Origin of the sequence: Bosea sp. Tri-49, assembly GCF_003952665.1 — a bacterium.
In the GTDB taxonomy this organism is placed as follows: Bacteria; Pseudomonadota; Alphaproteobacteria; order Rhizobiales; family Beijerinckiaceae; genus Allobosea.
The window spans coordinates 3192334-3210820 of sequence record NZ_CP017946.1; the positions used below are offsets into that span (position 1 = coordinate 3192334).

Below are 18487 nucleotides of genomic sequence, written 5' to 3' on the forward strand. Positions count from 1 at the left end.
CCGCACGGCATCTGAGCTGGCCGACGACGCACTCTATGAGGCCAAGCGGAACGGGCGCAACCGCGTCGTCGACGCCGGCCTCCTCGCCGCCTGAGCGGGCCCCTCAGAACTCGGCGTCGAGCTCCTCGAGCTCTTCCGGCTCGGTCTTCGCGGCCGCGATCCAGCGCTGCAGCGCCGGCCAGCCCAAGATCGTCTGGCAATAAGCCCGGCTGAGCGGGTCGAGTGCGACGTCATAGGCCAGGAAGCGCAGGCAGACCGGCGCATACATCGCGTCCGCCATGGTCAGCCGCTCGCCGAAGAGATAGGGCCCGCCATAGCTGGTGATGCAGTCGCGCCAGATTTCGGTGACGCGGTCGATATCGGCCTGGGCGCCGGCCCAGAGCTTGAAGCCGGGATAATGCGCCTTGAGATTCATCGGCAGGGCCGAGCGCAGATTGGCAAAGCCCGAATGCATCTCGCCGGAGATGGCGCGGCAATGGGCGCGTGCCCCGACCTCGGCCGGCAGCAGCCCGGCCTGCGGCCTCAGCTCGTCGAGATAGCCGGCGATGGCGAGCGTGTCCCAAATCACCACGCCGTCGTGGCGCAGACAGGGCACCAGGAAGGAGGGCGAGAGCAGCAGCAGTTCGGCCCGCGCCGAGGGATCGTCGACCGAAAGCATAATCTCCTCGACCTCGAGACCCGCGAGCTGGCAGAGCAGCCAGCCGCGCAGCGACCAGGACGAGTAGTTCTTGCTGCTGATGGTCAGCGTGGTGGCAGGCATGCTCGGCATCCTCGGCGCGCGGAGAACCAGCGTAGCAAGAGACGTTCCAGCGTCGCCGGCACGAGGGCGGCGGCGCGGGCACGCCGATTGCACGGGCAAACGGCCTGGTGCAGGCGCAGCACGATCGGGATCGCCAGACGGATGCTCTATCTCGCCTATCAGGCCCAGTCCGACCTGTTCGATCCGGCTCGCGCCCTCGCCCAGGCGGCGATCGTGACGCTCGGTAGCCGCGCTTTGCTCGGCGAGCCGCTGAGCCTGCGTGCCGCGGCCGCCGGCTACGAGATGGTGACGCGGGCCGGGCTCACGCATGAGCGCCCGCCCTATGGCATCACCAGTGTCCGCACCGGCAATCGCGACGTACCGGTGACCGAAGAGGCGGCGCTGACCCTGCCCTTCGGCACCTTGCTGCATTTCCGCAAGGACAGCGATCTCGCCCAGTCGAAGGTGCTGGTGGTCGCGCCGATGTCGGGGCATTTCGCCACCTTGCTGCGCAACACCGTCGCGACGCTGCTGCAGGATCACGACGTCTACATCACCGATTGGCACAATGCCCGCGACGTGCCGCTGGAGGCCGGCCCCTTCGGCTATGACGACTATGTCGACTATCTGATCCGCTTCATGGAGGAACTCGGTCCGGAGGCCCATGTCGTCGCGGTCTGCCAACCTTGTGTGCAAGTGCTCACCGCAGCGGCAGTTATGGCGCAGGCCGGCAACCCGGCGCAGCCGCGCAGCATGACCCTGATGGCCGGGCCGGTCGACACCCGCGTCAACCCGACGGCGGTGAACAAGCTGGCGAGCGACAAGCCGATCGGCTGGTTCGAGAAGAACCTGATCGCCCGCGTGCCGGCGCGCTATCCGGGCGCGGGCCGCCGGGTCTATCCCGGCTTCGTCCAGCTCGGCGCCTTCCTGGCGATGAACATGAGCCGGCACGTCAACGCGCATATCGATCTCTTCACTCACCTCGCCACCGGCGAGACCGAGAAGGCGCAGATGATCAAGGCTTTCTACGATGAGTATTTCGCGGTGCTCGACCTGCCGGCCGAATTCTATCTCGAGACCGTGCAGTGGATCTTCCAGGAGGCGCGGCTGGCGGCCGGCACGCTGACCTATCGCGGCGAGCGCCTCGATTGCAGCGCGATCCGCAAGACGGCGCTGCTCACGGTCGAAGGCGAGCGCGACGACATCTGCTCGCTCGGCCAGACCGCAGCGGCGCACGACCTCTGCCGCGGGCTCAAGCCCTTCCGCAAGCGCCACCACATGCAGGCCGGCGTTGGCCATTACGGCGTGTTCTCGGGCCGCAAATGGGAGAGCCAGATCTACCCGATCGTCCGCAACATGATCCTGGCGAACAGCTGAGCGGCCAGCCTATTTCTCCTTGATCGACAGGCCGTTCCTGCCGACCGAGATCTCGACGCCCTCGGGCTGCTTCTTCTCCTGATAGAGCGCGTAGCTGACGGCTCCGAGGCCGACGACGAGCAAGCCGATCAGGAGAACAAGCGTATTGCGGGACAGCGTCATCAGGAGCTCCGTTGATAGCCACGCCAAAATGGCGCGCCCATCAACGCTGGCGCAGTCGCGTGGTTCCGGCCCGTCTCAGGCGACCGGCTCGCCGCGTACAGCTGCGGCCTGCATCAGATTCACTTCCGTCCGGGCCGCGAAGCGTCCGATCAGGAAGATGGCGAGACCGGACCAGGCGACGCCGAGGCACCAGCCGCCGAGCACGTCGCTCGGCCAGTGCACGCCGAGATAGATCCTGCTCACCCCGATCGCGATCATCAGGGCCCAGGCGATCCAGAGGCAGAGCCGGGCAATGTCGGCACGGCGCGAGGCGATGCCGACGAAGCCGGCGATGCCGAGCAGTACCACCGCCGAGAGGAAGGCGTGACCGCTCGGGAAGCTCGCGGTGAAGGTCAGCGCTGCGTGCTCGACGATGCCCGGCCGCTCGCGGCCGAAGGCCAGCTTGAGCAGCGTGCTCGTGCCCGTCGCCGCCAGGACGTTGACCACCAGGCCGATCGCCAGCGGACGGTGCCCGCAGAGGCGCAAGGTCAGGGCTGCGATCACTGTGGCGATGCCCAGTCCGACGAAGCTGCCGAGCGCGGTGAGGTCGCGCATCATTTCCCGGAACCAGGCCGGGCCGATCGGCACGGAGGGGTTGGCCGGGTCGCGGAACAACATCACCAACGCGCTGTCGACAGCGGACGTGCCGTCGGAGACGACGTAGAAGGCCAGGCCCAGAAAGGCGAAAGTAGCCGCGACAGGCAGGAGGAAGCGCGGCTGGAGGAGGAACATCGAACGCCTCATGAAGGGAACTGGTACTCGGCTGGATAGGACGGAAGCTCGGCCGGCCGGGCAGCGATCACCTGCAACGCACCTGGCAGCAGGCGATAGGCGAACGGGCTGGCACGGCGCTCGACCTCGCCATCGAAGGTGACATGGCCGCGGCGCTTGTCGCGGCGGGTCAGGGTGACGGCGGTGCCCGTCAGCGAGACCAGGTGCCGGGAGTTGCGCCAGCCACCGGTCAGCATCGAGAACGCCACCTTGGCGCGTGATAGCGGGCCACCCGTATCGAGGATATGGACCTCGAATTCGCCACCATCGAGACTGGTGCGACGCCATTCTGCACCGTCGAACTGGTTGACGGTAACCAGAACCGCATCGGCCTCGACCAGACGACGCTCGCCGGCGATCTCCATCTCGATGCGGATAGGGCGAGTGAACAGGATCGAGCGCGTCGCCGCGAAGAGGAACGAGACGAGCCGGCTGAACGGGAACCGGCGCCGGGCATATTCGCGCTGGCGCGCCATCAGGCTGAAGAAACCCATGCCCGAGATCGAATGGAACAAGTGGCCATCGACGCTACCGAGATCCATCGACACCGGCTCGCCCTGGCAGAGCGCGGCGATCTGCTGCTCAACCGTGCCGGTGAGACCGAGATCGCGGCCGAGTACGTTAACGGTGCCGAGCGGCAGCACGCCCACCGGCCGCTTGCAGCCGACCAGGACCGGCAAAGCGCCATTGATGGTGCCGTCCCCGCCGGCGATGACGGGAATCGTGGCTTTGTCGGCAACCGCGGCCTGCAAGCGTTCCCGCAGCTGGCGCGGTTGCACCAGCTCGACCTCGGCTCGGCAACCGGCCGCTTCGAATGCTGCTTCGATGCGCCGCGCGAAGGTATCGGCCCCTGCTTCCAGCACCGTACCCGCACGCGCGTTGGCGATGACGCGGAAGCAGCGCGTTGGCGCCGGCGTTTCGAGCTCGGGCGACGGTTCCGACAATTTCGCCATGTCAGGCGGCGATATGGGCGTCTCTCTTGGCGGGAACAAGGCGGGTCGCCGTCGGCGCAAGCCGCAGCGGCTCCTCCTCGACCTCTTCGGTGATCACCTCGAAGCGCCGCAGCCAGTGCGGGCCGAAGGAGGTGATCATCGGCACGTCGGTCGCGTCGCGACCGCGAGCAAGGACGATGCGGCCAATGCGGCGCTGGTTATGCCGAGCGTCGAAGGTATGCCAGCGCCCGCCGAGCCAGACCTCGAACCAGGCGTTGAAGTCCATCGGCGCCGGGTTGGGCACGACGCCGATATCGCCGAGATAGCCGTTGCAATAGCGCGCCGGGATGTTGAGGCAGCGGCACAGCGCGATCGCGAGATGGGCGAAGTCCCGGCAGACCCCGATCCGCTCCTCGAAGGCCTCGGCCGCAGTCCGGGTGTTGCGCGCGAAAGCGTAGCCGAAGCTGACATGGTTATGGACGAACTCGGTCACGGCCTGAACGCGGGCCCAGCCGGGCTCGACCTGGCCAAACAAGCTCCAGGCAGTGTCAGCCAGCCGGTCGGTTTCGCAATAGCGGCTCCCGAGCAGATAGGGGAGGACCTCCTCCGGCAGTCCCGCCGGCGCGGCCTCGCGCGCCGCCAGATCGGCAGCATCGGGCTCGCCGCTATCGTGGATGAGGCCTTCGCATGCTAGCACGACACCGCCCGCCGGCGCAGTGAAACGGCGGCAGATGTTGCCGAACGGATCGAGATGCTGGCTGATCTCGATCGGCGCCGGCTGGGCCGCGATGGGCGCCACGCGCATCTCGTCCGGGCGGATCAGATCGTGCCGGCGCGAGGGGTGAATATCAAGCAGCGTGAGCAGGGAAGTCGGCTGATCGCAGACGACTTCGATCCGATAGCCGTAACGAATGTGCATGGTGACCTCGATGATGCACGAAGGGAGTTGCCCACCATGGTGGGAGCGGTGCCCAGCCGGCACTCAATGACGCGCAGCTCCTGCCGAGGTTCCCCGTGAGGCAGCCCAAAAAAAGGTGCGGACCTTTCGGCCCGCACCACGCAATCACGACGATCCGGCTGGGGGGATAGCGACCGCCGCGAGTTGCGCCTTTGTGTGGAACGCAGGCCCTGAGGCGCGCTCTCACATCATCCAATACGGCATCGTGCCGTAGTAATCGTGCACCCGCTTGCCGTATTCCTTATCGTGCCAGTCAGGCTCGCCATCGGCGCCGTACATCGGGGCGGCTTCGAGCTTCTCGCGAGTGAGTGGCACGACATAGCCACCCTTCTCGACATCGTAATCGAGCATGCTCCACGGGATCGGATGGTACTTCTCGCCGAGGCCGAGGAAGCCGCCGAACGACATGATCGCGTAGGCAACCTTGCCGGTCGCCTTGTCGAGCATGACGTCGTAGATCGAGCCAAGATGCTCGCTGGCGGTGTTGTAGACTTCGGTACCGGCAACGCGAGCGCCGGCGATCAGCGGGTTGGCGGCGTGAGAGGCTGCGGTCATCGTAGCGCTCATCGGTCCCTCCATGAATAGCTTATTGGGCCGACCTTCGAGCCGGCTCGTTCCATCAACCCGATGGGAGCGGCCGGGTTCCCAATGCGCAGGACAAAAAGATCGTGCCGTCCGGAAGGCTCACGAGGGCAGCCCCGCGAGCGTCGATCATGGGCACGGTGGCCTGCGGGCGGAACAAATGCCGGCTAACACGGTTTGAAGGATCGATCGAGCGTGCAGCTTCAGCCGACACGCTTCAGGCGGCAAGCGATCACCAAGGAGGCGCTGCCGCACGACCTGCCGAGGGCTCTTTGCAAGCTCGTTCTTGCATGTCGCGTCGCGACGCCGTCGGCCCTCGCCATAAAGGGAAGGAACGTCCGATGATGAAGAGATTTCTATTGGTAACTGCCGCGGTGGCCGCGCTCGGCGCCTGCACGCCCCGCGAAGAGAGAACTGCGACCGGCGCGCTGATCGGCGCCGGAGCTGGTGCCCTCATCGGCGGCGCCGCGACCGGGCGTGCCGGTGGTGCCCTGGCGGGCGCTGCGATCGGCGGTGCTGGCGGCGCGATCATCGGCAATGCGACCTCGCCGGACCAGATCTGCTACGGTCGTGACGAATGGGGTCGGCGCATCCGCTACGCCTGCTGACGGCTCGCCGTCATTGCGAGGAACACCAGCGACGAAGCCATCCGGGGACGGCAGAATTCTGCCTCCTCCGGGTGGCTTTGCTGTGCTCGTAGTGAACCTATCGCTCAGACCGCCCCATACGGCCCGAAACGGCCCACGAAGCGGTGGCGACCGCCGGGATAGAGCAATCGCACGGCGGTGATCGGGTCGGCCTGGTTCCAGGTCCGGCGCTCGACCAAGAGGCAGGGCTCGCCGGCGCCGATTTTCAGCAGCTCGGCTTCCTGTGGCTCGGCCGCGACCGCGCTGATCGCGTGCTCGGCCTGGCTCCAGAGGCTGTTCTGAAGCAGCCAGTCGCCCGGCGGCGTCTCAGCAAAGGTCTGGTCCGCGACCTGCGGCATGGTCGCAAGGTGGATCACCCGATCCTCCAGCACATGCGGGGCGCCATCGGCGAAATGCAGCAAAGTCAGATACGCGACATTGGCCGAGCGGCCGAGCTCGAAGCGAGCGGCGAGCTCGCGCTGCGCCTTGCCGTCACGCCGTTGCAGGATGCGATAGCTGTAGGCCTGCCCGAGCTCGCGAACCTCCTGCGGGATCGAGAGGATGTCGAGCATGGCGTGGCTCGCCGGCGGGCTCGCGACGATCGTACCCGAGCGGCGCCGGCGCTTGATCAGCCCCTCGCGGGCAAGCTGCGCGAGCGCCCGATGCACGGTCATGCGCGAGGCGCCAAGCCGCTCCATCAGCGCGTGCTCGGGCGGCACCGCCGTCCCGGGCGGCCAGGTGCCGGCCAGGATCAGATCGCGGACGGCGCGACGAATCTGGTCATAGAGCGGACCGGCTCCATCCAGCGTCACGGCATCGATCTGAGTGGCTGACATGGGCTCCCTGACTCTCAGGCGAGGAGATTGCGGATCACCTGGCCATAGCGGGCAGCGATGCGGGCGCGGTCAATGTGGCGGCCGGCGCTGACCACAGGCTTTCCACCGACGATGACCTCCGCGACCGGCAGAGCGGGAGCGGCGAAGATCGCACTGTCGAGGGCGAAGTCGCCGCCTTTGCCGACGATGGCGGGATGCTCGGCATCGAGCGTGACGAGGTCGGCGCGATGGCCGACAGCGATCGCGCCGACGCTGCGCCCGCAAGCCTGGGCGCCGCCGGCGCAGGCGTCCCGCCAGAGCCTCAAGCCCGCCGATATACCGGGTTGCGCCCAGAGCGCACGCCGCCGATCGCGCAGGCGCTGCGAATATTCGAGCATGCGCAATTCACCGCCTGCCCCGATCTCGACATTGGAATCGCTGCCGACGCCGATGCGCCCGCCCCTCTCGCGGTAGCGCACGCCATCGAAGATGCCGTCGCCGAGATTGGCCTCGGTGATCGGGCACAGGCCCGCGACCGCACCGGATAGCGCCATCGCATCACGCTCGGCATCGCTGAGATGGGTGGCGTGGATCAGGCACCAGCGCTCATCGACCGCGACGTTCTGCATGAGAAGCTCGACCGGGCGGCAGCCGGTGATGGCGAGGCTTTCCTCGACCTCGCGGGTCTGCTCGGCGACATGGATGTGCAGCGGCACGCTCCGGCGCAGTTGCGTGATCCAGCCGAGGTCTTCAAGCGCCACCGCCCGCAGCGAATGCGGCGCAAGGCCGACGCGGGCGTCCGGCAGGCTGGCGACCGCCTTCTCGCTGCCCTCGATCAGGCGCGCATAGGCATCGCGATCGTTGAGGAAGCGGCGCTGGCCGGGCGCGGCCGGCGCGCTGCCGAAATTGCCGTAGCGATAGAGCACCGGCAGCAGGGTCAGCCCGATGCCAGCCTCGTCAGCTGCCGCCGCGATCGCCGCGCCCATCGCGGCGATGTCGCCATAGGCACGTCCATCCTTGTCATGATGCAGGTAGTGGAATTCGGCGAGCGCGGTGAAGCCGCCTTCCAGCATCTCGACCATGGCCTGGGCCGCGATGGCCTGGACGTCGTCCGGGTTCAGCCGGTCGAGGAAGCGGTACATCACCTCGCGCCAGGTCCAGAAGGAATCCTCGGAGGCGCCGCGCCGCTCGGCGAGGCCCGCCATGCCGCGCTGGAAGGTGTGGCTGTGCAGATTGGGCAGGCCGGGCAGCGCGAGACCTGCGAGTTTCGTCGCACCCACAGGCGCCGCCTGCCCTGCCGCGACCGACATGATCACTCCATGATCAAGCGTCAGCGTGACATCCTCGGCGAAGCCCTCGGGCAGCAGCGCCTGGGCGAGATGCAGTGTCGTATGTCCGGTCACGCTGGCGTCCTCGTTTAATTGCATATGCAAATGAAGCTTGCTATTTGCATATGCAATTGTCTAGCATAGCCATAAGGCAAATGAAGTCGAGAGGAGGCGACGTGGCGACGACCCCTTCCAACAGCAACCGAGTGTGGACCAACGCACGGCTCGCGACCATGGCGGCCGATGCAAACACGCCCTATGGCGCGATCGAGGACGGCGTCGTCATCGCCCGTGACGGCCGCATCGTCTTCGCCGGCCCACGCTCGGAGGCGCTCGCCTTCGGCAGCGCCGAGGTGATCGATTGCGAGGAGCGCTGGATCACCCCTGGACTGATCGATTGCCATACCCATCTCGTCTATGGCGGCGACCGCGCCCACGAATTCGAGCTTCGCCTCAAAGGCGCGAGCTATGAGGAGATTGCCCGCGCCGGCGGCGGCATCGTCTCCAGCGTCAAGGCGACGCGCGCGGCGAGCGAGGACGAGCTCTTCGCCAGCGCCGACAAGCGCCTGTCCGCGCTGCTCGCCGAGGGCGTCACCACGGTCGAGATCAAGTCGGGCTACGGGCTCGACACCGACAGCGAGGTCAAGGTGCTCGCGGTCGCCCGCCGGCTCGGACGCGAGCGTCCGGTCGGAGTGCAGACCACCTTCCTCGGCGCCCATGCCGTGCCGGCCGAGTTCAAGGGCCGCTCCGGCGACTATATCGACCTCGTCTGTGGTCCCATGCTCGATGCGATCGCAGGGCAGAAGCTCGCCGACGCCGTCGATGTCTTCTGCGAGGGCATCGCCTTCTCGCCGGAGGAGACCGCGCGCGTCTTCACCGCCGCCAAGGCGAAGGGCCTGGCCGTCAAGATCCATGCCGAGCAGCTCTCCAATCTCGGCGGCGCGGCGCTGGCGGCCGGCTTCGGCGCGCTCTCGGCCGACCATCTCGAACATCTCGACGAAGCCGGCGTGATCGCCATGGCCAAGGCCGGCACCGTCGCGGTCGTCTTGCCCGGCGCTTTCTACTTCCTGCGCGAGACGGTGAAGCCGCCGATCGAACTCCTGCGCCAGCATGGCGTGCCGATCGCGCTCGCCACCGATGCCAATCCCGGCACCTCGCCGCTGACCTCGCCGCTGCTGACCATGAACATGGGCTGCACCCTGTTCCGGCTAACGCCAGAGGAGGCGCTGGCCGGCATGACCCGCAATGCTGCACTCGCCCTCGGACTTCAGGACGAGATCGGCACGCTGGAGGCCGGCAAAGCCTGCGATCTCGCGATCTGGGAGATCGAGCGCCCGGCCGAGCTTGCCTACCGCATCGGCTTCAACCCGCTTCACGCCCGCATTCGGAACGGACAATGACCACACACTCTCTCACTCCCGGCGAGGCCCGCCTCGCCGATTGGCGCCATGTCCTCGACGGCGCCACCGTCTCTCTTTCCGAGACCGGCGCGATCGCCGCCGCGCAGGCGATCGTCGACGACATCGTCGCCGCCGGCACCGTGACCTATGGCGTCAACACCGGCTTCGGCAAGCTCGCCAGCGTCCGCATCGCCGACAACGATCTCGCGACCCTGCAGCGCAACCTTATCCTCTCGCATGCGGTCGGCACCGGCCCTGCCCTGCCGGACGAGGTCGTCGCGCTGATCCTCGCCATGAAGGCAGCTAGCTTGGCGCGCGGCGCGTCGGGCGTGCGTCCCGTCGTGGTCGAGGCGCTGGTCGGCGCGCTCAAGGCCGGCGCGCTGCCGGTGGTGCCGGCCAAGGGCTCGGTCGGCGCCTCCGGCGACCTCGCCCCGCTCGCCCATCTCACCGCCGCGCTGATGGGCGTCGGCGAGATCAGGCTGAAGGGCGAAGTCCTGCCGGCCGCCGAGGCGCTGAAGCGGATCGGCCAGGCGCCGCTGGCGCTCGGCGCCAAGGAAGGCCTGGCGCTGATCAACGGCACGCAGGTCTCGGCCTCGCTGGCGCTGACCGGCCTCGCCAGCGTCGCCCGCGTCTTCGATGCGGCGCTGATCGCCGGCGCGCTCTCGGTCGATGCGCTGAAGGGCTCCGATACGCCGTTCGATCCACGCATCCAGCAGCTGCGCGGCCAGCCCGGCCAGATCAAGGTGGCGGCGACGCTGCTCCAGCTGATCGCCGGCAGCGAAATTCGCGAGAGCCATCGCTTCGGCGATTCCAAGGTCCAGGACCCCTATTCGCTGCGCTGCCAGCCGCAGGTGATGGGCGCGGTGCGCGATCTACTCGCCAACGTCGCCGCGACGCTTACGATCGAGGCCAATGCCGTCACCGACAATCCGCTGGTGCTCGGACCGGGCGAGATCGTCTCGGGCGGCAATTTCCACGCCGAGCCGGTCGCCTTCGCCGCCGACATGCTGGCGATGGGCGTCTGCGAGATCGGCAATCTCGCCGAGCGTCGCATCGCCCTGCTGGTCGATCCCGTGATGAGCGGCCTGCCGCCCTTCCTCGCCCGCGATGCCGGCCTCAACTCCGGCTTCATGATCGCGCAGGTGACGGCCGCGGCGCTGGCCTCCGAGAACAAGCAGAGGGCCTATCCGGCTTCGGTCGACACCATCCCGACCTCGGCCAATCAGGAAGACCATGTCTCGATGGCGACGCATGGCGCCTTCCGCCTGATCGAGATGGCGAAGAACGCGGCGAGCATCATCGCGGTCGAATTGATGGCAGCGGCCGAGGCGATCGAGCATCACCGGCCGCTGAAGACCTCGCCGCGACTCGAGCCAGTGCTCGCGCTGATCCGCGAAAAAATCGCGCCGCTGACCGAGGATCGCTACCTCGCGCCCGACCTCGCCGCCGCAACCGAGCTCGTGCTCTCGGGCGCACTTGGCAAAGCGGCGGGCGTCGACAGCTTCGCGGAACTCTCGGCATGAGCGCCGAGATCGTCTCCGTCACGCGCGGTTCGTCGCCGCTCGTCCTGTCGATGCCGCATCCCGGCACCGGCCTGCCGGCCGAGGTCGCAGCGCAGCTCAATGCGCGCGGCAGCCAAGTCGAGGATACCGACTGGCATATGCGCCAGCTCTACGCCTTCGCCGAGCGCTTCCAGCCGACGATCGTCGAGGCCGGGCTGTCGCGTTTCGTCATCGACCTCAACCGCGATCCTGCCGGCATCTCGCTCTATCCCGGCCAGGCGACGACCGAGCTGGTGCCGATCACGACCTTCGATGGCGCGCCGATCTGGCAGACGGCGCCCGACGAAGCCGAGATCGCCCGCCGGCGTGAGGCTTACTTCCAGCCCTATCACGCAGCGCTCGCCGCCGAGATCGAGCACGCCAAAGCCCAGTACGGCTTCTGCCTGCTCTGGGACTGCCACTCGATCAAATCGGTGATCCCGCGCCTGTTTCCGGGTACGCTGCCGACGCTCAATCTCGGCACCAATTCAGGCGTGAGCGCGGCGCCTTCCGTCGAGGCTGCGGCTGCTACGGCCATGGCCGGCAGCGCCTTCAGCCAGGTGGTCAACGGCCGCTTCAAGGGCGGCTGGATCACCCGCCATTACGGACGTCCGGCCGAGCACGTTCACGCGCTCCAGATGGAGATCGCACTCTCGGCCTATCTCGATAATGAAACCACGCCCTGGACCTTCGCCCCGGCGAAGGCAGCCAGCCTGCAAGCCACCCTTTCCGCCATGATCGAGGCCGCGCTCGCCGCCGCCACCCAGCTCGAACGGAGCAAGCCATGACCCGCATCGACAATAGCCGCGTCATCCGCAGCCCCCACGGCAACGAGCGCAGCGCCAAGTCCTGGCTGACCGAAGCTGCGCTGCGCATGCTGATGAATAATCTCGACCCGGATGTCGCCGAAAAACCCGGCGAACTCGTGGTCTATGGCGGTATCGGCCGCGCCGCCCGGACCTGGGAGGATTTCGACCGGATCTGCGCCTCGCTCCGTTCGCTTGAGGCCGACGAGACCCTGCTGGTCCAGTCCGGCAAGCCGGTCGGCATCTTCAAGACGCATGCGGACGCGCCGCGCGTGCTGATCGCGAACTCGAACCTCGTCCCGGCCTATGCCAATTGGGAGCATTTCCATCATCTCGATAAGCTCGGGCTGATGATGTACGGCCAGATGACGGCCGGCTCCTGGATCTATATCGGCACGCAGGGCATCGTTCAGGGCACTTACGAGACCTTCGTCGAGGTCGGGCGCCAGCACTATAATGGCAGCCTCAAGGGCAAGTGGATCCTGACCGGCGGCTTAGGCGGCATGGGCGGCGCCCAGCCGCTGGCCGCGACCATGGCCGGCGCCTCGATGATCGCCGTCGAGTGCAAGCCGTCCTCGATCGATTTCCGCCTGCGCACCCGCTATCTCGACGAGAAGGCCGACAGCGTCGACGAGGCCCTGAAGATCATCGAAGCCGCCCATGCCAAGGGCAAGGCCGTCTCGGTCGGCGTGCTCGGCAACGCCGCCGAGATCTTCCCCGACATGGTCCGGCGCGGCATCCGCCCAGACGTCGTCACCGACCAGACCTCGGCGCATGACCCGCTCAACGGCTACCTGCCGGCCGGCTGGACGCTGGAAGAATGGGAGGAGCGCCGGGAGCGCGACCCGGCCGGCACGATCGAGGCCGCCAAGAAGTCGATGGCCGAGCACGTCAAGGCGATGCTCGACTTCCAGAAGATGGGCGTTCCGACGCTCGACTACGGCAACAACATCCGCCAGATGGCGAAGGATATGGGCGTCGACAACGCCTTCGACTTCCCGGGCTTCGTGCCGGCCTATATCCGCCCGCTGTTCTGCCGCGGCATCGGCCCGTTCCGCTGGGCCGCCCTGTCGGGCGATCCCGAGGACATCTACCGCACCGACCAGCGCGTAAAGGAGCTGCTTCCGGACGACAAGCACCTGCACAACTGGCTCGACATGGCGCGCGAGCGCATCCAATTCCAGGGCCTGCCGGCGCGCATCTGCTGGGTCGGCCTCGGGGACAGGCACCGGCTCGGCCTCGCCTTCAACGAGATGGTGGCCAAGGGCGAGGTCAAGGCGCCGATCGTGATCGGCCGCGACCATCTCGATTCCGGCTCGGTCGCCTCGCCCAACCGCGAGACTGAGGCGATGAAGGACGGCTCGGACGCTGTCTCCGACTGGCCGCTGCTCAACGCCCTGCTGAACACGGCGGGCGGCGCGACCTGGGTCTCGCTGCACCATGGCGGCGGCGTCGGCATGGGCTATTCGCAGCATTCGGGCGTCGTCATCGTCGCCGACGGCACGCCCGAGGCGGCCAAGCGCCTGGAGCGCGTGCTCTGGAACGACCCCGCCACCGGCGTGATGCGCCATGCCGATGCCGGCTACGACATCGCGCTCGACTGCGCCCGGGAGAAGGGCCTGAAGCTGCCGGGGATTCTGGGCTGAACCCACGTGTCATTCCGGGGCTCCGCGCAGCGGAGAACCCGGAACCCACGACTGGGCGAGCCTGACCTGACCATCACGTTGCATCCCGTCGTGGGTTCCGGGCTCGCCCTTCGGGCGCCCCGGAATGACAAGGGTGGCCGCTTGAATTCGAAGGACCGTTCCATGCGCATCATCCGCGCCGCCGACTGCCTGGTCATGCCGTGGAAGAACGGCGGCGGGACGACGACCGAGATCGCGGTCGCGCCCGAAGGCGCCTCGCTTGATGATTTCGACTGGCGCATCAGCATGGCCCATGTCGGACAGGACGGGCCGTTCTCGTCCTTCCCCGGCATCGACCGGACGCTATCGGTGCTGACCGGCGCTGGCATCACACTGGTCTTCGGCGATGGCGAGCGCGTCAGGCTGGATCGCACCAGCGCGCCCTACCCCTTCGCCGCCGACCGGGCGGTCGACGGGCTGCTGGCCAGCGGGCCGATCGACGATCTCAATGTGATGAGCCGACGCGGCCGCTGGCGGCACCGGGTCGAGCGTCTCTCCGGTGCAGGCTCGCTCAGCGCAGCTGAAGGCCTGCTGGTGCTGGCCGCCCGCAGGGGCGACTGGCTGGCGAACGGCGCGAAGCTTGCCGCCGGTGACAACGCGGTTCTCGACGCGCCGGCGCGCGTCGAGCTTACGGTGAGTGGCAGCGAGGCTGAACTTTATGCGGTTCGGTTGACGATGGAGGCGCGGGGAACCCTCTCCTGAAAGGAGAGGGTAGGGTGAGGTGTTCGGGAGGGATATCGCGAGCCTCAACACATCCGCGGTCAGCGCTCACGCAACTGGTCGAGCCGCCTACACCTCACCCCTACCCCTCTCCTTACAAGAGAGGGGATCCCGCGCGTGGCCCCTCTATCCTAGCCCACTGGAGCATGGCGGCTGCGGCGTACTTCAAGCCGCCTGCCGCGGCTGCGGGCCGACATAGACCGATTGCGGCCGGATCAAGCGACCGGTCTCGATCTGCTCGCGGGCATGGGCGAGCCAGCCGGTAGTGCGGCCGAGCGCGAAGACGCAGGTGAAGGCCTCGGGCGGGAAGCCGAGCGCCTCCAGCAGCAGCGCCGTGTAGAACTCGACATTGGTTTCGAGCGAGCGGCCGGGCTTGCGCTCGCGCAGGATGGCGAGCGCCGCCTGCTCGACCGCCTCGGCATGGCGCAGGCGCCCGGCATCGGCGCCGAGCTTCGCAATCGCCTGCTTCAACGCGTCGGCACGCGGGTCGCGGACACGATAGATGCGATGGCCGAAGCCCATAAGGCGCTCGCCGCGGTCGAGAGCATCTTCCAGCCAGGCGCGGGCATTGGCCGGCTCGCCGATCGCATCGAGCATCTCGATCACCGGCCCCGGCGCACCGCCATGCAGCGGTCCCTTGAGCGCGCTGATCCCGGCGAGCACGGCCGAGACCAGCCCGGCCCGGGTCGAGGCGACGACGCGCGCGGCGAAGGTCGAGGCGTTGAGGCCGTGATCGGCGACAGTGACGAGATAGGTGTCGAGCGCTGCCGCCTGTGCTGCCGTCGGCGCTTCGCCGCGCAACATGCGCAGCGTATCGGCCGCCTGCGACAGCGTCGCATCAGGCGCGATCGGGGCGAGGCCACGCTGCTTGCGCACGGCGGCAGCAGTGAAGACGGCCGGCGCGGCGAGCAGCTTGAGCGCGGTGTCGGGCCCTTCGCCATCGGCGATCTGTGCGGTCCAGGCGCGAATCGCTTCGACCGGTCCGAGATCGGCGGAGAGTGCTGTGCCCTCGACGATGCCGAAGAGATCCGCGCGAGCCTTGCCGAGCGCTGCCGAGAGCTCGCGCCCCTGCGGTAAGCCCGGCAGCAAGCCGTCGAACATCAGCGCCGCCATCTCCTCGAAGCTGGTGCGGCCAGCAAGCTCGGCGAGGCTGTGGCCGCGGATCACCAGGCGGCCGGCAGCGCCGTCGACCTCGGAGAGCACGGTATGGGCGGCAACGACGTCATCGAGACCATCGGACATGAGCTGAAACTCCTCGAAACACTCGCCTTGAGGATCGGCCTCCGTACTGCTAGAATCAATCTTGAACAATATAATCAATATATGAGCGAATGGGCGATGCAGGACTGGCTGACGGCGCAGGAGGCGATGGCGCGGCTCGGGCTGAAGCCGCAGACGCTCTACGCCTATGTCAGCCGCGGGCTGATCGAAGCGCGCGGCGACGGCGAGGATTCGCGCCGCAGCCTCTACCGGGCCGAGGATGTCGCCCGGCTGGAGCATCGCAAGGCGCGTGGCCGGCGCCCGGCGGCAATCGCCGAGGATGCGATCGCCTATGGCGAGCCGGTGCTGTCCTCCGCCATCACCACGATCGAGCGTGGCGGCCTCTGGTATCGGGGGCAGGATGCGACGCGCCTCACCGAGAGCGCCAAGCTGGAGGATGTCGCGCGCCTGCTCTGGGATTGCGGCACGCAGCGCTTCCCGCCTTTGGCGACGATCGTGCCGCCGGGCGAGCCGCTGGCGCGCGTCTTCGCGGTGATCGCGGCGCGGACCGCGACCGACCGGCCGATGGTCGGCCGGACCAAGAAAGCGCTCTATCTCGAAGCCGCCGCCGTGCTCGACACGCTGGTCGACGCGATCGCCAGTGGGCCGGGCGAAGGGCCGATCCATGCCCGGCTGGCCCGGGCGTGGGGCTGCGAAGCCGAAGGCGCCGAGCCGATCCGGCGAGCGCTCGTCCTGCTCGCAGACCACGAGCTCAACGCCTCGACCTTCGCGGCGCGCGTGACCGCCTCGACCGGCGCCTCGCTCGCCGCCTGCGCGCTGGCGGGGCTCGCCGCCCTCTCCGGTCCGTTGCATGGCGGCGTCGCGCCGCGCGTGCTCGCGCTGATGCGGGAGATCGGGCGCGACGGGCTGGAGACGGCGATAGCGGCGAGGCTGGAGACCGGCGCCAAGCTGCCCGGCTTCGGTCACCCGCTCTACCCCGACGGCGACCCAAGAGCACGAGCCCTGTTCGCGGCCTTTGAGCCGCCAACCGCCTATGCGCAGGCGCAGGCCGCTATCGGCGCGCTGACCGGCGAGGAGCCGAACATCGACTTCGCCCTCAGCGCGCTGGCGGCGAGACTTGGGCTGCCGGAGACAGCGCCATTCCAGATCTTCGCTGCGGCGCGCTGCACCGGCTGGCTCGCCCATGCGCTGGAGCAGAACGAGACCGGCCGGCTGATCCGCCCGCGCGCCCGCTATGTCGGGCCGGCGCCCGCTTGAGAACCGCGCGCCGGCGAGAAGGCGACGCTACTGAACCTGTGCCCGCAGGGCCTCGAAATCCTTGTCGAGCCTGGCGAGCGCAGCCGCGATCCGCTCGCGCCGCTCCTTGATCCAGGCGCCCTGCTCCGCGATCCGGCCCTTGGCCGCGGCCAGCATGCGTTCCATCTCGGCCGGCTGCGGACCGCCGACGGTCGCGCGATTGCGCACGATCGCGACGGGATCGAGCGTGGCCCGGAACTCGGCCTCGGCGATCGGCAGCTCGGCCGGATAGTCCGTGCCCTTCACCGACGCGGCATAGATGCGCCGCGCCTCGGCATAGGGAAAGTCGAGCGGCTTGATGTCGTGATCCTTGGCGTGGGTGACGACCTCGGACGCGAAATGGTGGCCGACGCGGAAGGGCAGCGTGTATTTCCGCATCAGGAGATCGGCCAGTTCCTGCGAAGCGGTCCAGTCGCTGTTCAGCTCCTCCAGCGCTCGCTCGGGGCTGATCACGAGCCCCTTGAGGATGCGGTCCCAGTTGGCGAGCACGGTGACCGCGCTCTTCACCATCGCGCTGTTGGGCCTGACGTCCTTGGGGTCGCTCATGCCCGGCGTGATGTTGTGGGCCTGGATCGCCGCCCCCATCGCGAGCGAAAGTGCGGTCGAGGCCTGCTGGCGCGTGCTGTTGAGCAGGCCGGGATTGCGCTTCTGCGGCATGGCGCTGGAGACATAGGTATTGCCGTCGCCTTCCTGCAGCAGCATCCAGGGCCGCGCGAAGGCGTATTGGCTCATGACGTCCTCGACGAAGGCGCCGGCATGGAGCGCGATGCTGGTGACGATCGCGCCCGCCTCGACCGGGTGCTCGGCCGAGGAGATCTGGCCGGCGTCATAGGCGTTGTCGACGATCGTTGCGAAGCCAAGATAATCGGCCATGCGCTTGCGGTTGAGCGGCCAGCTCGTGCCGTTGAGCACTGTCGTGCCCATCGCCGAGCGGTCGATGCGGGCATAGGCCTCGCGGATGCGCTGCGCATCGCGGTCGAGGCCGGCGGCATGGCCGAGCAAAGTGTGGCCGAGGCTGTTCGGCTGGGCCGCGACGCCGTTGGTGTAGTTCGGCACGATGGTCGCAGCGTGCTTCTCCGCCAGCCCGACCAGCGTCGCCGTCGTGCGATTGAGCTGGTCGGCGAGCGCCAGCATGTCGTCGCGCAAGATCGCGGCACGATAGGTCGCATGCATGTCCTGGCTCGAGCGACCGGCATGCAGGAGCGTGACTTCCTGCCCGCCAGCCGCGATCAGCAGCGGTTCGAAGCTGATCACGGTCGAAGGTCGCTTGCCTCCCGGCTTGGCGCCATCGCTCAGAACCTTGGACAGGCCAGCCACAATGCGCGGCGCCAGCGCCTTGTCGAGCAGGCCTTCATCCGTGTTGATCACGGCTGTGGCCTTGTTGATCTCGCCGAGCCAGAAGAACTCGTCGCGCGGCTGGCGTTCCTGGGCAAGGGTTGGAAGAACTGACATCTGCGCTGCCACCGCAAGCGCAATCATCGATGATCGC

General features: G+C 67.9%; 18 protein-coding genes. 8 read left to right on the forward strand and 10 right to left on the reverse strand.

Annotated features, from left to right (window positions below):
• Positions 1–103: 103 nt before the first annotated feature.
• On the reverse strand, positions 104–760 hold the full coding sequence (locus tag BLM15_RS15635) for a glutathione S-transferase family protein (RefSeq protein ID WP_126113627.1): 657 nt from the start codon (positions 758–760) through the stop codon (positions 104–106).
• Between the two features lie 141 nt (positions 761–901).
• Here BLM15_RS15635 and BLM15_RS15640 point away from each other — a divergent pair, with 141 nt between their 5' ends.
• Positions 902–2116: a polyhydroxyalkanoate depolymerase gene (locus BLM15_RS15640; protein WP_126113628.1), complete on the forward strand. Its 1215-nt coding sequence runs from the start codon at positions 902–904 to the stop codon at positions 2114–2116.
• A 9-nt stretch (positions 2117–2125) separates the two neighbouring features.
• Here BLM15_RS15640 and BLM15_RS31395 read toward each other — a convergent pair whose 3' ends face one another.
• The 5 genes from BLM15_RS31395 to BLM15_RS15660 all read right to left on the reverse strand — a co-directional run bounded on the left by BLM15_RS31395 (position 2126) and on the right by BLM15_RS15660 (position 5545).
• A complete protein-coding gene (locus BLM15_RS31395) occupies positions 2126–2278 on the reverse strand; it encodes a hypothetical protein (RefSeq protein ID WP_164547528.1) in 153 nt (50 codons plus the stop codon).
• Positions 2279–2353: 75 nt separating this feature from the next.
• Positions 2354–3049, reverse strand: coding sequence for a phosphatase PAP2 family protein (locus tag BLM15_RS15645; RefSeq protein WP_164547529.1), 696 nt, complete (start codon positions 3047–3049; stop codon positions 2354–2356).
• Between the two features lie 8 nt (positions 3050–3057).
• Complete coding sequence (locus BLM15_RS15650) at positions 3058–4041, reverse strand: diacylglycerol/lipid kinase family protein (protein ID WP_129267021.1); 984 nt, start codon at positions 4039–4041, stop codon at positions 3058–3060.
• A 1-nt stretch (position 4042) separates the two neighbouring features.
• Complete coding sequence (locus tag BLM15_RS15655) at positions 4043–4939, reverse strand: transglutaminase-like domain-containing protein (protein WP_126113631.1); 897 nt, start codon at positions 4937–4939, stop codon at positions 4043–4045.
• 222 nt (positions 4940–5161) lie between these two features.
• The gene (locus BLM15_RS15660) at positions 5162–5545 is read right to left on the reverse strand and encodes a PRC-barrel domain-containing protein (RefSeq protein ID WP_110488263.1); all 384 of its coding nucleotides are present in this window, start codon (positions 5543–5545) and stop codon (positions 5162–5164) included.
• A gap of 356 nt (positions 5546–5901) precedes the next feature.
• Here BLM15_RS15660 and BLM15_RS15665 point away from each other — a divergent pair, with 356 nt between their 5' ends.
• Complete coding sequence (locus tag BLM15_RS15665) at positions 5902–6168, forward strand: glycine zipper domain-containing protein (protein ID WP_206438522.1); 267 nt, start codon at positions 5902–5904, stop codon at positions 6166–6168.
• 104 nt (positions 6169–6272) lie between these two features.
• Here BLM15_RS15665 and hutC read toward each other — a convergent pair whose 3' ends face one another.
• Both hutC and BLM15_RS15675 read right to left on the reverse strand, forming a co-directional pair.
• Positions 6273–7022 carry a histidine utilization repressor gene (hutC, locus tag BLM15_RS15670; protein WP_126113632.1) on the reverse strand — a complete coding sequence of 250 codons (750 nt, stop codon included), beginning with the start codon at positions 7020–7022 and terminating at the stop codon, positions 6273–6275.
• A gap of 14 nt (positions 7023–7036) precedes the next feature.
• On the reverse strand, positions 7037–8404 hold the full coding sequence (locus tag BLM15_RS15675) for a formimidoylglutamate deiminase (protein ID WP_236846318.1): 1368 nt from the start codon (positions 8402–8404) through the stop codon (positions 7037–7039).
• A gap of 80 nt (positions 8405–8484) precedes the next feature.
• Here BLM15_RS15675 and hutI point away from each other — a divergent pair, with 80 nt between their 5' ends.
• The 5 genes from hutI (at position 8485) to BLM15_RS15700 (ending at position 14463) form a co-directional block, all read left to right on the forward strand.
• Positions 8485–9729 (forward strand): imidazolonepropionase, encoded by a 1245-nt coding sequence (gene hutI / locus BLM15_RS15680; protein WP_126113634.1) that lies wholly within the window; start codon positions 8485–8487, stop codon positions 9727–9729.
• On the forward strand, positions 9726–11252 hold the full coding sequence (hutH, locus tag BLM15_RS15685) for a histidine ammonia-lyase (protein ID WP_126113635.1): 1527 nt from the start codon (positions 9726–9728) through the stop codon (positions 11250–11252). The genes hutI and hutH overlap by 4 nt, the downstream gene beginning before the upstream one ends.
• Positions 11249–12058: an N-formylglutamate deformylase gene (hutG, locus tag BLM15_RS15690; protein ID WP_206438523.1), complete on the forward strand. Its 810-nt coding sequence runs from the start codon at positions 11249–11251 to the stop codon at positions 12056–12058. The genes hutH and hutG overlap by 4 nt, the downstream gene beginning before the upstream one ends.
• Positions 12055–13722, forward strand: coding sequence for a urocanate hydratase (hutU, locus tag BLM15_RS15695; protein ID WP_126113636.1), 1668 nt, complete (start codon positions 12055–12057; stop codon positions 13720–13722). The genes hutG and hutU overlap by 4 nt, the downstream gene beginning before the upstream one ends.
• A 162-nt stretch (positions 13723–13884) precedes the next feature.
• Positions 13885–14463 (forward strand): HutD/Ves family protein, encoded by a 579-nt coding sequence (locus BLM15_RS15700; protein ID WP_126113637.1) that lies wholly within the window; start codon positions 13885–13887, stop codon positions 14461–14463.
• 183 nt (positions 14464–14646) lie between these two features.
• Here BLM15_RS15700 and BLM15_RS15705 read toward each other — a convergent pair whose 3' ends face one another.
• The gene (locus BLM15_RS15705; RefSeq protein ID WP_126113638.1) at positions 14647–15723 is read right to left on the reverse strand and encodes a citrate synthase/methylcitrate synthase; all 1077 of its coding nucleotides are present in this window, start codon (positions 15721–15723) and stop codon (positions 14647–14649) included.
• Here BLM15_RS15705 and BLM15_RS15710 point away from each other — a divergent pair.
• On the forward strand, positions 15688–16959 hold the full coding sequence (locus tag BLM15_RS15710; RefSeq protein WP_335904801.1) for a citrate synthase family protein: 1272 nt from the start codon (positions 15688–15690) through the stop codon (positions 16957–16959). The two genes, BLM15_RS15705 and BLM15_RS15710, sit on opposite strands and share 36 nt — an antisense overlap.
• Before the next feature lie 27 nt (positions 16960–16986).
• Here the strand turns inward: BLM15_RS15710 and BLM15_RS15715 are convergent, their stop codons facing one another.
• Complete coding sequence (locus BLM15_RS15715) at positions 16987–18450, reverse strand: lyase family protein (RefSeq protein WP_236846319.1); 1464 nt, start codon at positions 18448–18450, stop codon at positions 16987–16989.
• Positions 18451–18487: the final 37 nt, after the last annotated feature.